Genomic DNA, 13,867 nt, shown 5'->3' on the forward strand with positions numbered 1-13,867 from the left:
GGTCAGGCAGGCCCGAGCCTCCGGACCGGTCAGGCAGGCCCGAACCGGCGGACCACTCAGGCAGGCTCGGCCCGGGGCCCCGGTCAGGCCGCGGACGCCGTGGGTTCCCGCCGCCGGATGAGCACCCCGGACGCCAGGGCGATCCCGAGCAGGACGACGAGTCCGCCGACGGGCTCGTTCCACCGCACCCGCTCCCCCAGCACGAGCACCCCGAGCGCCACCCCGACCACCGGCGTCAGGTACGTGACGGTGGAGGCGCGGCCGGCACCCCACGCCTGCACGAGCCGCGTGTTCCAGGCGTAGGCCAGCCCCGTGCCGACGCAACCGAGCGCGATCATCGCGGCCACGATCCTCCCGTCCAGCTGCACCGGACCGGTCGCGATGACGGGCGCGACCAGCAGGAGCATCCCGGAGGCCAGCGTCAGCTGGACCGTCGCCAGCGTGACCGGGTCGTACGCGCTCGCCACGGCCACCCGGCGCAGGTAGGCGAGCCCGACGCCGTAGGAAGCGGTCATGCCGAGCAGTGCGACCTGCCCCGGCACGCTCGCCAGGACCTCCGGGTCGGTCAGGACGTCCCACGGGCCGACCAGCACGAGCACCCCGACGATGCCGAGCACGATCCCGAGCACCTGTCGTCCGCGGAGCCGTTCGGACGGCACGAGCACCGCGAGCGCGGCCAGCGTCATGATCGGCGTGGTCGCGTTGTAGATGCTCGCGAGCCCGGACGGCACCGTCTGCTCGGCCCACGCCATCAGCGACGACGGGACCGCGTTGAGGAACACCGCGACGACCGCCAGGTGCGCCCAGGTCCGCGGCTCCCGTGGCCACCGGCGCCGGGTCGCCAGGAGCACCACGACGAGCGTCGCCCCGCCGAGCACGGTCCGCACGGTGGCGACCTGCTGCGGGGCGAGTCCGTCGAGGCCGATCTTCGCGAAGAGGAAGCTCGAACCCCAGGTCAGTGCGACGAGGGCGTAGAGGAGGGCGTTCACGAGGTACAGTCTCGGCAGATGCGCGGCATGTGGCGAACGCATGTCGCTCATGGACACATGAGGAGGACGCATGACCGTGTCGGTCCAGCAACTGCGCGCGTTCGTCGCCACGCTCGACGCCGGGTCCTTCACCGCGGCGGCCGCCGCGCTGGGTGTCGGCCAGTCCGCGGTGTCCCACGCCGTCGCCGGGCTCGAACGCGAGGTCGGCGGTCCCGTGGTGCGCCGTGGCACGGTCGCCGCCGCCACACCGCTCGGCGACCGCCTGCTGGCCCACGCCCGGAGCGTGCTCGCCTCGGTCGAAGCCCTGGAGGCGGTGGTCCGGCCCGCCACGGCGCGCGGCACCGTGCGCCTCGCCGCCGTCCCCACCGTCTGCCAGGGCCTGCTGCCGCGGCTCCGTGAGCTGTGGACCGTGACCCTGCCGGACGTCGACGTGCAGGTCTACGAGGGGGACGACGACGAGATGCCGGAGTGGCTCGAGGCCGGCACGGTCGACGCCGCCGTGCTCGTCGACCCCTCGCCGGTGCCCGACGGTGGCGTGGTCGTGGCGCGGGACGAGATGGCCGCCGTGATCCGCCGCGACCACCCCCTCGCCGAACTGCCCGCACTCACCCTCGACGACCTGCACGAGGACGGTCTGGTGGCGGGCGGCGGCGGCTGCGAGTACCAGATCCAGAAGCTGCACGAGCTCGACGGCCGACCGTTCCGCTACGCCCACCGGGTGCGGGAGATGAGCACGATGTTCGGGATGATCCAGCGGGGCGAGGGCGTGTCGATCGTGCCGACCCTGGGCCGCGGGATGCTGCCGCCCGACCTCGTGATGATCCCGATGGCCCGGCGGCTCGAACGGACCCTGGTGCTGAGCGGTCCGTCGTCCCGTGCGTGGCACCCGCTGGCGCGGGCCCTGGTGGACGCGGTCTGAGACGGACAGTCCCCCGGTCAGGCAGCTCCGGCAGCTCAGGCAGCTCCGACCTTCGGCGGATCCGCTCGTCCCGACAGCTCCCTAGGCTCGGGGCATGACCTCGACCGCGCTCCCCGCCGTGCCGCTCGGGCAGCGTGTGTGGTCCCAGACCTGGCGTGTCGTCGTCGCGGCCCTGACCGGGCTGCTCACCGCGGGGCTCGTGTGGCCGTCGATGGACACCCGCGGCTGGAGCGACCTGCACGTCGGCGCGCTGATCCTCGGCGATGTGGGAGCCGGCCTGGTGGCCCTCGTCCTCCTGCCGTTCCGGCACCGGGCACCGCTGGTGATCACGGTCGTCATCGCTGCCCTCAGTTCGGTGTCGACGTTGGCGGTCGGGGCGGCCGCGATCGCCACGGTGTCACTGGCCACCCGGCGCCGGGCCGTCGAGCTCGCCGTCGCCGGTGCGGTGCTGCTCGGTGCCACGGTGCTCTACGACGTCGTCCTGGCGCCCCAGGGCGACGCCATGCCGCTCTGGCAGATCGTGGTCGCCGGCGCCGTCGGCATCGCCCTGCTCGTCGCGATCGGCATCGGGATCGGCCAGCGCCGGGCGCTGCTGCTGTCCCTGCGCGAGCGCGCAGCCCTGCTCGAACGCGACCAGCAGCTGCGCGAGGACCGTGCCCGCGAGCAGGAACGCGCCCACATCGCCCGCGAGATGCACGACGTCCTGGGCCACCGGCTGTCCCTGGTCGCGCTGCACGCCGGTGCGCTCGAGTACCGCGGCCCGGGGCTCACCCCCGACGAGACCGTCGCGGCGGCCGGGGTCGTGCGGGCCGAGGCGCACTCCGCGCTCACCGACCTGCGCGACGTCCTCGGGGTGTTGCGCGACCCCGCGGCGAACGGTGGCGACGAGGTGACCGGCACCGCGCCTCCGCAGCCGACGCTCGTCGACCTGCCCGCACTGCTCGACCAGGCGCGTTCCGGCGGTGCGACCGTCCGGGCGCGTGTCGACGCCGACGGCACGGCGGTACCGACCGCCGTGGGGCGACACGCCTACCGGATCGTGCAGGAGTCGCTGACGAACGCCCGCAGGCACGCCCCCGGGGAGCTCGTCGACGTCGTCGTCGAGACCGTCCCCGGTCCGGCGATCCGGGTGGTGGTGTCGAACACACTGGCCGACGGACCTGCGCTCGGCGACGACTCCAGGCACGCGGCCGGACACGGCCTGCGCGGGCTCGCCGAGCGCGCCCGACTCGTCGGCGGGAGCTTCCGCGCCGGCAGCGACGACGGTCGCGTGCACGTGGTCGAGGCGGTGCTGCCGTGGACCCCGTGACCGCTCCCGTCCGCGTCGTCCTGGTCGACGACGACCAGCTCGTGCGCGTCGGACTCCGCATGGTGCTCAGCGGCGACGACGGCCTGGTGGTCGTGGGCGAAGCGGGCGACGGGCTCGAGGCCGCGGGCGTCATCGCCGAGACCGCGCCCGACGTCGTGCTCATGGACATCCGGATGCCCCGGTGCGACGGACTCGTCGCCACCGAACGAGAACTGCGCCGCCGACCAGACCTGGCCGTCCTGGTGCTGACGACCTTCGAGGGCGACGACCTCGTGCTCGGAGCGCTGCAGGCCGGCGCCCGCGGGTTCCTGCTCAAGGACACCCCGCCGCACGAACTCGTGCAGGCCGTGCGGACCGTGGCGGCCGGGCGCTCGATCCTGTCCCCCTCCGTGCTCGACCGGGTCATCGCGTTCGCGGCCGGAACCCGCTCCGGCCGGATGACCGGTGGTCCGGGCGGCGGACCGGCCGGACCACCGGCCGGCACCGCTCCGGACGGCACCGACGCGCGCCGGCTGCTCGCCCTGCTGACCGAGCGGGAGCGGGAGGTCGCGCTCGCCGTGGCGAACGGGGCGTCCAACGCACAGATCGCGGCCGACCTGTACGTGGGCCTGGCCACCGTGAAGACGCACGTCGGGCACGTGTACGAGAAGTTCGGCGTCGAGAACCGGGTACAGCTGGCACTCGTCGTGCACGCGGCCCGGCGCGGGGACCCCACCGGGTGACCGGGTGACCGTCGGCTGAACGGTCGACGGTGGTCCCTCGGCAGGATGGGCCGATGGCCGAGACGCACGTGAAGACCTTCACCACCGCGGACGAAGCGGCAGCCGAAGCCGCCGGGCTCGCCTGGCTCGCCGAGGCCGAGGACACCGGAGGCACCCGCATCGCCCGCGTGCTCGGGCGCCCGAGCCCGACCGTGCTCGACCTCGAGCTGATCTCCGACGGCTCCCCCACCGCCGCCCAGGCCGAACGGTTCGGCCGCTCCCTCGCGCACACGCACGCCGTCGGTGCCGACCACTGGGGCGCGCCGCCCGCCGGATGGACCCGCGGTGCGGCGCTGCGGATGGGCGCTCGCGCACGCCGTTCGTCGCGACCGAGCAGGCACCGGCGACCTGGGGCGAGTTCTTCGCCGAGTACCGCATCCGCGACTTCGTCCGCCGCATCGTCGACGCCGGCGGGTTCGACCGCGCCGAGGCCGCCGTGTTCGAACGGGTCGCCGCACGCGTGCAGGACGGCACGCTCGGGTCGCCGCAGCCCGCGCTCGTCGGGGACCGACCCGCGCGCCTGCACGGCGACCTGTGGGCCGGCAACGTCCTCTGGCCGACGGACTCGTCCGAACCGACCGGCGCCGTGCTCATCGACCCGATCGCGCACGGCGGGCACGCGGAGACCGACCTGGCACTGCTCGGGCTGTTCGGGCTCCCCCGCCTCGAGACGGTGCTCGCCGCCTACGACCGGGAGTCACGGCTGGCGGACGGCTGGCAGGAGCGCGTCGACCTCCACCAGCTCGCGCCGCTGCTGCTGCACGTGTTCCTGTTCGGCGGCTCGTACACCGGCGCCGCGATCCGGGCAGCGCAGCGGTACGCCTGACCCCTCGCACCGTGCGAGGGGCGCCGCACGAACGGTGCGAGGTTCCACACTCCGTGCGACCCCGCGTGCCTCGCACCGAGCGCGGAACCTCGCACCACGGCAGACCGCCCCCTCGCACCGTGCGAGGGGGCGCACCGTGCGTCCTTAGGCCGCACACAGCCTGCGCAGTGCAGCAGTCGGGGAACGCCCCGGATGCTCATCGACATGACCACGTACCCGATACCCGTGACCGACCGACGCGATGCCGCGCGCAGTGCCGCGCGGGATCGGCGCCGCCCGCCCCTCGCCCGACTGTTCCTCGGCGAGCGCGAGGACGCCCGCTGGCTCCGGCCGGCGTTCTGGGCGCTCCTGACCGTGACCGCCGTGGTGTACCTGTGGGACCTCAGCATCTCCGGGTACGCCAACAGCTTCTACGCCGCCGCCGTGCAGGCCGGCACGAAGTCGTGGGAGGCGTTCTTCTTCGGCTCCCTCGACTCGTCGAACTTCATCACGGTCGACAAACCGCCGGCTTCGCTGTGGGTGATGGTGCTGTCCGCCCGGCTGTTCGGCTTCTCGAGCACCAGCCTGTTGCTCCCCCAGGCACTGATGGCCGTCGGTTCGGTCGCCCTGGTCTGGGGCACGGTCCGCCGCACCCTGGCCCGACTCGGCGCCACCACCGCGAACGTCGGCGCCCTGCTCGCGGGCTTCGTCGTCGCAGCGACCCCGGCGGCGGCGCTGATGTTCCGCTTCGACAACCCGGACGCCCTGCTCGTCCTGCTGATGACCGCCGGAGCGTACTGCACGGTGCGGGCACTGCCGCAGGGCAGCTGGAAGTGGATCGCGCTCGCCGGGGTCGCCCTGGGCTTCGCGTTCCTGACGAAGATGCTGCAGGGCCTGCTCGTCCTGCCCGCCTTCGGCCTCGTCTACCTGTTCGCCGCCCGCACCGGCTGGGGCCGACGCGTGACCGGTCTGCTCGTCGCGGCCGGCTCCCTCGTGGTGGCCGCCGGTTGGTGGGTCGTCGCCGTTTGGCTCTGGCCCGCCGAGTCGCGCCCGTACATCGGCGGCTCGACGAACAACACCGTCCTCGACCTGGTGTTCGGCTACAACGGCCTCGGCCGGATCTTCGGCGGCTCGGGCAACGGCGGCGGAGGCGGCGGCATGACCGGCGGGACCGCCGGAGGCTCGTTCGGCGGCTCGACCGGTCTGGACCGCCTGTTCTCGTCGGAGATGGGGCTCGAGATCTCGTGGCTCCTGCCGGCAGCGCTCATCGCCCTGGTCGTCGGCCTGGTCGTCGTCGGCCGCCGGCACCTGGCCGATCCCGCACGCGCAGGTCTGGTCCTGTGGGGCGGTTGGCTCCTGGTCACCGGACTCGTGTTCTCGTACATGTCCGGCACGATCCACCCGTACTACACGGTCGCCCTCGCCCCGGCCATCGCCGGACTCGTCGGCACCGGCGGTGCCCTGCTCTGGCACGCACGAGCCCGGTTCGTCGGCCGCCTCGGCCTGGCTGCGATGATCGGCGTCACGGCGTTCTGGGGCTGGTGCCTGCTGAACGAGAACCCGACCTGGCTCCCGTGGCTGCGCTGGGTGATGCTCACCGGTGGGCTGCTGTCCGCAGCGCTGATCGTCATCGGCAGCGTGCCGTCGCTGCGCAGGCTCGTCACGGTCGGCGTCCTCGCCGGCACCCTGTTCGGGCTGTCCGGCACCACCGCCTACGCCCTCGCGACGACGACCGTCGCGCACTCCGGTTCGATCCCGAGCGTCGGTCCGGCGGGCAGCAGCTCCGGCGGGATGGGCGGCGGTGGTACCGGTGGCTTCCCGGGAGGCACGGGCGGACCGGGTGGGTCGACCTCCGGTGCCGACGACGGCGGCTCCGACAGCACGTCGGACACCCAGCAGGGTCCCGGCGGGACCCCGCCCGAGGGCGGGTCCGGCGAGGCACCGGACGGTACGACCGGCGAGGTGCCGGAGGGCACCACCGGGCAGGCACCGGGCAGTGGCCAGGACGGCACGGACGACGCGACCTCCGAGGCTGGGTCGGGGACGGGCCTCCAGGCCGGGGGTGGTGGCGAGGGTGCGTCGACCTCGTCCGCCCTGCAGGAGCTGCTCGAGGCATCCGACGCGAAGTGGGCGGCCGCGGTCAACGGATCGCAGTCGGCCGCGCAGCTCGAACTCGACACCGACACCGCCGTGATGGCGATCGGCGGCTGGTCGAGCGACCCGGCACCGACGCTCGCGCAGTTCAAGGCGTCCGTCGCCGACGGCGACATCGGGTACTACGTGTCGTCCGGCTCCGGCGGTGGCATGGGCGGCGGTTCGTCCACCGCCTCGGCGATCCAGGAGTGGGTCGCGGCGAACTACGAGTCGACGACCGTCGGCGGCCAGACCGTCTACGACCTGAGCAGCACGAAGTGACCGGCGACGAGGGCGCGGTGGATAGGCTCCGGGACATGCCCGGCCCCCCGCTGCAGCGCACCGACGGCTCCCCCGTCCGCGCCCTCGTCGTCGACGACGAGCACGCCCTGGCCGAGGCCGTCGCCCTCGCGTTCGCGGGCGACGGCTGGGCCGTGCGGTCCGTGCACCGCGGGCGCGACGTGCTGTTCGCGGCCCGGGAGTTCCAGCCCGACGTGATCGTGCTCGACGTGATGCTGCCGGACATCGACGGGTTCGAGGTGCTCGAACGGCTCCGCGACGCCCGCGACGGCGTCCGGGTGCTGTTCCTCACCGCACGCGACGCCCCCGAGGACCGGCTCACCGGGCTGACCGGCGGCGGCGACGACTACCTGACCAAGCCCTTCGGCATCGAGGAGCTGCTCGTCCGTGCGCGGATCCTGGCGCGCACCTCGGCCCGGGTCGCCGCGGCCGGGGTGAGCGCCGAGGTCGTGGTCGGGGACCTCCGGCTCGACGAGGACGCCCGCTCGGTCAGCCGTGCCGGGGAACGCATCGAGCTCACGCCGACCGAGTACGAGCTGCTGCGGCACCTGGCCCGGAACGCCAACCGGGTGCTGTCCCGCGAGCAGCTGCTGGCGAGCGTCTGGGGCATGGACTTCGGCACGTCGTCGAACCTGGTGGACATGTACGTGTCGTACCTGCGGAAGAAGCTCGACGCCGGACGCGAGCCGATGCTGCAGACCGTCCGTGGGGCGGGGTACGTGCTCCGGCCGGCGACGTGAGCCGCCCCGGGCGCACCGGGCGTGTGCCGTCGCTGCGCTGGCGGATCGTGGCGGCCGTGGCCCTGCTGCTCGTGGCGACGAACGTCGTCGTGGGGGCGGTGACCGTCGTCGCGTTCCGGGGGTACCTGGTCGACCGATTGGACGCGGAGCTGTCGACGGCGGCGATGCGGACCGTCGGCGGACGGGACGGGGCCGAACCGCCGCCGGGGGCGTCCGGGCCACCGCCGGGGTCGTCGTCGTCCTCGTCCTCGTCGTCGGACTCCGATGATCCGCCGGATCCCGACAACGCCTTCATCGGTGCGCCGGGGCAGTCGGCGGGCACGGTCATCGCCATCGTCCGCGACGGCGACGTGGTGCTCGGTGGCTACACCGACGGTGACGGTGACCAGCGCCGTCTGACGGCGGCGCAGCAGCGGACCCTCGCCGCGGTGCAGACCGGCGGCGACCCCGTGACGGTCGGACTCGGCGCGCTCGGCGACTACCGGGTGCAGGCGGTCGGCGACGACGGCGACGTGTTCGTCACCGCGCTCCCCCTCGGTGACCTCGACGCCGCGATCGCTCGGTTGCTGCTCGTCATCGGGGTCGTCACGGTGCTCGGGCTCGCCGTCGCCTCGTGGGCCCTCACGGTGCTCGTCCGTCGATCGCTCCGGCCGCTCGAACGGGTCGCCGCGGTGGCGTCCGGCGTGACCGCGCTCGACCTGGAACGCGGCGACCCGGACATCCCCGTCCGCGTGTCCGACTCCGACCTGCGCGCGAACCGCGAGGTCGCGCAGGTCGGCAACGCGCTGAACCGGCTGCTGGGCCACGTCGCCCGGGCGCTCACCGTCCGTCGTGACGCCGAGGCCGGCATGCGGACGTTCGTCGCCGACGCCTCGCACGAGCTGCGGACCCCGATCGCCACCGTCCGGGCGTACGCCGAGCTGTCGGAGCGGACTGCCGACCTGGACACCGTGCACCGCAACGTCCAACGGATCGGACGCGAGGCCGTCCGGATGGGCGACCTCGTCGACGAGCTGCTGCTGCTCGCACGGCTCGACGCCTCGGCCCTGGCGTCGGAGTCGCCGGCGTCGCAGGTCGTCCGCGAGCCGCTCGACCTGACGTCGCTCGTGGTCGAGGCCACCATGGACGCCCGTGCGACCGCGCCGGACCACCGGTGGACGTTGCAGATCGTGGACGACCAGCCGGTCAGCGTGGCCGGCGACGAGGTGCAGCTCCGGCGGGTGGTCACGAACCTGTTGACCAACGCCCGGACGCACACGCCGCCGGGGACGGCCGTCGTGGTGTCGTTGCAGTCGGTGCCCGGGTCGGGAGGTGCCGTCGTCCGCTTCGTCGTGGCGAACGACGGGCCGCCGATCCCCACCGAGTCCCTGGCGACCCTGTTCGACCGGTTCACCCGGGGTGAGGCCTCGCGCTCACGGGAGCACGGCACGAGCGGCCTCGGGCTCGCGATCGTGCGGGCCGTGGTCCTGGCGCACGGCGGCGGTGTGCGGGTCGCGTCCGAGCCCGGACGGACCGCGTTCACCGTGGACCTGCCGGCCTCGGGCGGGTCGACGGGGGGCGCTTCGGGCGGGTCGACGGGGGACGCTTCGGGCGCTTCGTGCGCTTCGGGCGCTTCGTGAGCAGGAGATGTCGAGTGCCGCGACCGCACTCGACATCTCCTGCTCACCGAACGCCGCCCGGGTCGCATACTGGTCCGAGAACGCCCGACGAGGAGGCCCCGTGACGAACGCGTACGACAAGCTCCCGGGCCGCCCGGACCCCACCGACCTGGTGGTCGAGGTCCCGGCGTTCGAGGACGACCGCCCCCAGCCCGAAGCCGCTCCGCCCGCCGCGGCGCCAGAGCTCGTGGCCGCGACCGAGTTCGCGCGCTCCTCGCACGCACCGCCGACGGTCCGCCGGACGCAGATGCGGGCGGGTGCCTGGATCGCGGGCGTCCCGATCGCGGCACTCGCGGTCGTCGCGATCGTGCAGATCCTGCTGCCCCGCTGACCGAGAGCGCCACTGATATGTAGAGTGGTACGCCGTGGGGACGCGGTGGTGACGACAGCGACGAACGGGTACCGAGAGATCTTCGTCGATGAGTCGAAGGTCAAGGACTACCTCCTCGTCGCCGTCTGCCTCGAACGCTCATCGACACGGGCCGCACGGTCGGCACTCACCGGCCTCGTCCTGCGTGGGCAGTCGCGCCTGCACATGCGGAAGGAGAGCGACGCCCGTCGCCGGCTGATCCTCAGCACGATCGCGTCCTTACCGGTGAAGGTCGCGGTCTTCCGTGCCGTCAAGGACGGGCGATCCGACACAGCACGCCGTGCTGCGTGCCTCAGACGACTCGTCGCCGCCACCGCGGTGTCCCCGCGCGTCAGCGTGTGCTTCGAACGGGACGAGACACTCATCCGCAAGGACCGACAGTGGATCGTCGAGGCGACGCGGGACTCGGGTGGCGCCCGTCTGGTCCACCGCCACGAGACGGCTGCACACGAGCCGCTCCTGGCCCTGCCGGATGCAGTCGGGTGGGCGTGGGCGAAGGGCGGCGACTGGAGACGTCGTTGTCCACCGGAGATCACCGTGATCGACGTCTGAAACGCGCAGAACCCGAGCGCCCAACCGTCCGGATGGGTCTCGGGTCCACTTCTCGAAGCTCAACGCAACGAGCACGATCACGCTACCACCGTGCCATGTCACACGCCAGGACCGGCAGACGATGGCACGGCGATCCGGCGTCGTCCGGATCGTCAGACGATCGACCAACGTCGAGGCGCATCGCGTGCATCCGCGTCGGAGCGCACGCAGGCTGGGTCCTGTCCGAGCAAGACGACCCGAACGGGTCACCACTGCAGAGATGGGAAACACGATCATGAACTCGTTCAAGCGCACGTCCGTGAAGCTCCTCGCCGGCACCGCCCTCGGTGGCGCCGTCATCGCCGGGGCGTTCGTCGCAGCCCCCGCGCAGGCCGCCGAGCCCGCGCCGCCCAGCACCTCGTCGTCCGTCGGCGGCAGCGTCAACGTCAACCTCGACCCGGTCGCGATCGTCAACGCGATCAAGGACGCCGTCAACGACCAGAGTGATCGCGGCGGCGCCGTGCAGTCGGCACTCGACGTCGGCTACTGGAACGCCGGCAACCCCGACCGCCTCACCGTCGCGGTGGTCAACAAGAACCAGGACATCACCGTCGAGGGCGACGTCGCGGACGCCCAGTCGATCGACATCAAGGGTGGCAACTACGTCATCTACTGGTTCAAGGGCCCCGGCAAGATCACCAACAACGGTGACGGCGGCTGGCTGAACTGGGGTGCGTTCGGCACCATCGAACGCATCGACAACGTCATCCACGTCAACGGCGGCTGACCACCCCGTTCGTCGGCGACGCCCCCTGGGACCTCGGTCCCCGGGGGCGTCCCCGTGTGCGGTCGACCTCAGGGAGCGTCGTCGTCCGTCCGCGCCGCTTCGATCGCCGACGGCCGGTTGCGCGCAGCGAGCCTGAGGTCGCGCCGGGACCGGATCCAGCCCCGGACGAAGGCGACCGACACCAGCGCCGTCCGGTTCGGCGCGTTCCAGGACTTCATGAGCCGGCCGAGGTGCCAGGCGACGGCCTGCCGGCTGTAGGCGGTCTCCTTGGCGATCGCGTCGTTCGAGAGCCCGCGGGCGGCGAGCGCCAGCATCCGTTCCTCGGTCTCGTCCAGGCCGGGCGCCGACGCCACCAGGTCGATGTCGTCGGCGCCGAGTGCTGCGGTCGCGTCCCCCGACGCCCCTCCCCGCTGCTGCGCCCAGGCCTCCGCCCAGCACGAGCCGAGTTCGTGTGCCACGAGTGATGCCCGGCTCATCGCGAGCATCGTCCGTCCGGCGTGGTCGATCGTCGTCGCGTGCTCGCGGGTGGCCGTGTGCATGACGAGGGCGAAGACACGGATCGCGGGCAGGGCGCCGCGGAGCACGACCGAGACGTCGACCTGCGGGTCGTCGGCGCTGGCGGCTGCGACCTCGCGGAGCCGCACCAGGCACTCCGGGTCGAGTGGCTCCCCACGCTCGACCGCGCGCAGTGCCGCCGGGAGCACGAGCGGGACGATCTGCTCGTACCGACGCCGGAGCCAGTCGTGCCCGTCGGGTCGGATGCCGTGCAACGGTGGCGCGAGCAGCAGCTCCGTGAACTCCGGGCACCGCTCGTCGAGCGCCAGGCCCAGCCGCTCCCCGGGGAGCAGCACGGCCGTCCGTCGTGCCTCGTCGCGCTCGGTCGTCATCGTGCGTCGACGGTATCCGGACGACAGGTGTCGTGTCCGCTGCGTTCACGTGGTGTTCGTTCTTACCCGGGCCACAGCGCCCTGCCTCGGCCCCCGTAGCCCCGCTGCCGAGCATGAGCGGCATGACGGAGACGAACCAGCCCCTCGACATCGACATCGTCGTCCCCTGCTACAACGAGCAGGACACGCTCGCCGCCCACGTGCGACGGCTCCACACCTTCTGCCGGACGTCGTTGCACCACTCGTGGCGGATCACGATCGCGGACAACGCCTCGACCGACGACACCGCCCGGATCGCCGACGACCTCGCCGCGATGCTCCCCGGCGTCCACGCGGTGCACCTGCCCGAGAAGGGCCGGGGCCGCGCACTCAAGGAGGTCTGGGCGGCATCGCCCGCGACCGTGCTCGTCTACGTGGACGAGGACCTGTCCACCGACCTCGCCGCGCTCGACCCCCTCGTGGCACCCCTGCTGTCGGGGCACTCGGACCTGGCGATCGGCACCCGGCTGGCAGGTTCGTCGCGCGTGGTGCGCGGCAGCAAGCGGGAGTTCATCTCGCGCTCGTACAACCTGCTGCTCCGGACGACGATGGGGGTGTCGTTCTCGGATGCGCAGTGCGGGTTCAAGGCGGTCACGAAGGCCGCTGCCGACCACCTGCTGCCGTTGTGCGAGGACGACGCCTGGTTCTTCGACACCGAGCTGCTCGTGCTGGCCGAGCACGCGGGACTCCGCATCCACGAGGTCCCCGTCGACTGGGTCGACGACGTCAACTCCTCGGTGCACATCGCGTCGACCGCGACCGAGGACCTGAAGGGCATGTGGCGGGTGTCGAGGAACATCGCCACCGGGCGGGTGCCGATCAGCACGGTCTACACGGCGATCGGTCGGCAGCCGTTCAGCCCACCGAGCGTCGGGTTCCTCGGGCAGGTCCTGCGGTTCGGGGCGATCGGGGTGCTCTCGACCCTGGCGTTCGCCGCCCTGTACGCCCTGTTCCGGCCGGCGATCGGTGCCCAGACCGCAGACTTCCTCGCGCTGCTGGTCACGGCGATCGGCAACACCGCTCTGAACCGACGGTTCACGTTCGGGGTGCGAGGCCGTGCGGGAGCGGGTCGGCACCACGTGCAGGGCCTGGTCGTGTTCGGCGTCGCCTGGGCGATCACGTCGGGGTCGCTGGTGGTGCTGCACGCGTCGGTACCGGGCGCTTTGCACGGTGCGGAGATCGCGGTGCTGACGGCAGCCAACCTGGTGGCGACCGGCGTGCGGTTCGTGTTGTTCAAGGCGTGGGTGTTCCGTGCTCGCCGGCGCCCGGAGCTCATCCGCCCCGGCACCACCCCGGCGGCCGACGCCAGCACGGCGGTCACCGAACCGATCGCGACCGCCGAACGCACCGGTGACCGCGCCGCCTGACACCGCGAGCAGCACGGCAGCGACCCGCCGCGCCGCCCATCCGGTGCGAGGTCGTCCGCTCCGTGCGGCGCTGCGGCCTCGCACCGAGCGATCACCCTCGCACCACCGCGAGAACGCCGCACGGTGCGCCACACCACCCGTGTTGCACGGTCGGTATACCAAGCCGTAGCATCGCCGTACCGCACCACCACCCCACAGGGCCCGACTGCCACCATCGGTCTGCCCGCGGCGAGCGCTCCATCGATGCAGCCCGCGCCGTCCGCTGCCGGCAA

At 73.0% G+C, this 13,867-nt stretch carries 13 protein-coding genes; 11 read left to right on the forward strand and 2 right to left on the reverse strand.

The features are described from left to right. Nucleotides 1-83: 83 nt before the first annotated feature. Complete coding sequence (locus tag H7A73_RS06150) at nucleotides 84-989, reverse strand: DMT family transporter (RefSeq protein ID WP_182065134.1); 906 nt, start codon at nucleotides 987-989, stop codon at nucleotides 84-86. Between the two features lie 70 nt (nucleotides 990-1,059). On the opposite strand from H7A73_RS06150, the gene H7A73_RS06155 reads away from it, so the two are divergent. The 10 genes from H7A73_RS06155 (at nucleotide 1,060) to H7A73_RS06200 (ending at nucleotide 11,302) form a co-directional block, all read left to right on the forward strand. Next, the gene (locus H7A73_RS06155) at nucleotides 1,060-1,908 is read left to right on the forward strand and encodes a LysR family transcriptional regulator (protein ID WP_182065135.1); all 849 of its coding nucleotides are present in this window, start codon (nucleotides 1,060-1,062) and stop codon (nucleotides 1,906-1,908) included. A gap of 94 nt (nucleotides 1,909-2,002) precedes the next feature. Further along, complete coding sequence (locus H7A73_RS06160; RefSeq protein ID WP_182065136.1) at nucleotides 2,003-3,217, forward strand: sensor histidine kinase; 1,215 nt, start codon at nucleotides 2,003-2,005, stop codon at nucleotides 3,215-3,217. Continuing rightward, a complete protein-coding gene (locus tag H7A73_RS06165) occupies nucleotides 3,205-3,939 on the forward strand; it encodes a response regulator transcription factor (RefSeq protein WP_182065137.1) in 735 nt (244 codons plus the stop codon). Before H7A73_RS06160 ends, H7A73_RS06165 begins: the two co-directional genes overlap by 13 nt. Before the next feature lie 313 nt (nucleotides 3,940-4,252). Continuing rightward, nucleotides 4,253-4,804 carry a fructosamine kinase family protein gene (locus H7A73_RS06170; RefSeq protein WP_259362741.1) on the forward strand — a complete coding sequence of 184 codons (552 nt, stop codon included), beginning with the start codon at nucleotides 4,253-4,255 and terminating at the stop codon, nucleotides 4,802-4,804. A 204-nt stretch (nucleotides 4,805-5,008) separates the two neighbouring features. Further along, on the forward strand, nucleotides 5,009-7,198 hold the full coding sequence (locus H7A73_RS06175; protein WP_259362742.1) for an ArnT family glycosyltransferase: 2,190 nt from the start codon (nucleotides 5,009-5,011) through the stop codon (nucleotides 7,196-7,198). A gap of 35 nt (nucleotides 7,199-7,233) precedes the next feature. Further along, a complete protein-coding gene (locus tag H7A73_RS06180; protein WP_310648856.1) occupies nucleotides 7,234-7,956 on the forward strand; it encodes a response regulator transcription factor in 723 nt (240 codons plus the stop codon). Next, nucleotides 7,953-9,575, forward strand: coding sequence for a sensor histidine kinase (locus tag H7A73_RS06185; RefSeq protein ID WP_182065139.1), 1,623 nt, complete (start codon nucleotides 7,953-7,955; stop codon nucleotides 9,573-9,575). The genes H7A73_RS06180 and H7A73_RS06185 overlap by 4 nt, the downstream gene beginning before the upstream one ends. A 100-nt stretch (nucleotides 9,576-9,675) precedes the next feature. Continuing rightward, nucleotides 9,676-9,945, forward strand: a complete 270-nt coding sequence (locus tag H7A73_RS06190; RefSeq protein WP_182065140.1) for a hypothetical protein — start codon at nucleotides 9,676-9,678, stop codon at nucleotides 9,943-9,945. Nucleotides 9,946-9,993: 48 nt separating this feature from the next. After that, a complete protein-coding gene (locus tag H7A73_RS06195) occupies nucleotides 9,994-10,536 on the forward strand; it encodes a hypothetical protein (protein ID WP_182065141.1) in 543 nt (180 codons plus the stop codon). Between the two features lie 259 nt (nucleotides 10,537-10,795). Next, nucleotides 10,796-11,302 (forward strand): hypothetical protein, encoded by a 507-nt coding sequence (locus tag H7A73_RS06200; protein WP_259362743.1) that lies wholly within the window; start codon nucleotides 10,796-10,798, stop codon nucleotides 11,300-11,302. Nucleotides 11,303-11,370: 68 nt separating this feature from the next. On the opposite strand, the gene H7A73_RS06205 is transcribed toward H7A73_RS06200, so the two are convergent. After that, on the reverse strand, nucleotides 11,371-12,189 hold the full coding sequence (locus tag H7A73_RS06205; RefSeq protein WP_182065142.1) for a helix-turn-helix transcriptional regulator: 819 nt from the start codon (nucleotides 12,187-12,189) through the stop codon (nucleotides 11,371-11,373). 113 nt (nucleotides 12,190-12,302) lie between these two features. On the opposite strand from H7A73_RS06205, the gene H7A73_RS06210 reads away from it, so the two are divergent. Then, nucleotides 12,303-13,595, forward strand: coding sequence for a bifunctional glycosyltransferase family 2/GtrA family protein (locus tag H7A73_RS06210; protein ID WP_182065143.1), 1,293 nt, complete (start codon nucleotides 12,303-12,305; stop codon nucleotides 13,593-13,595). The last annotated feature ends 272 nt before the right edge of the window (nucleotides 13,596-13,867 follow it).

The sequence above is a fragment of the Curtobacterium sp. ME12 genome (assembly GCF_903970855.1).
Classification (GTDB): Bacteria; Actinomycetota; Actinomycetes; order Actinomycetales; family Microbacteriaceae; genus Curtobacterium; species Curtobacterium poinsettiae_A.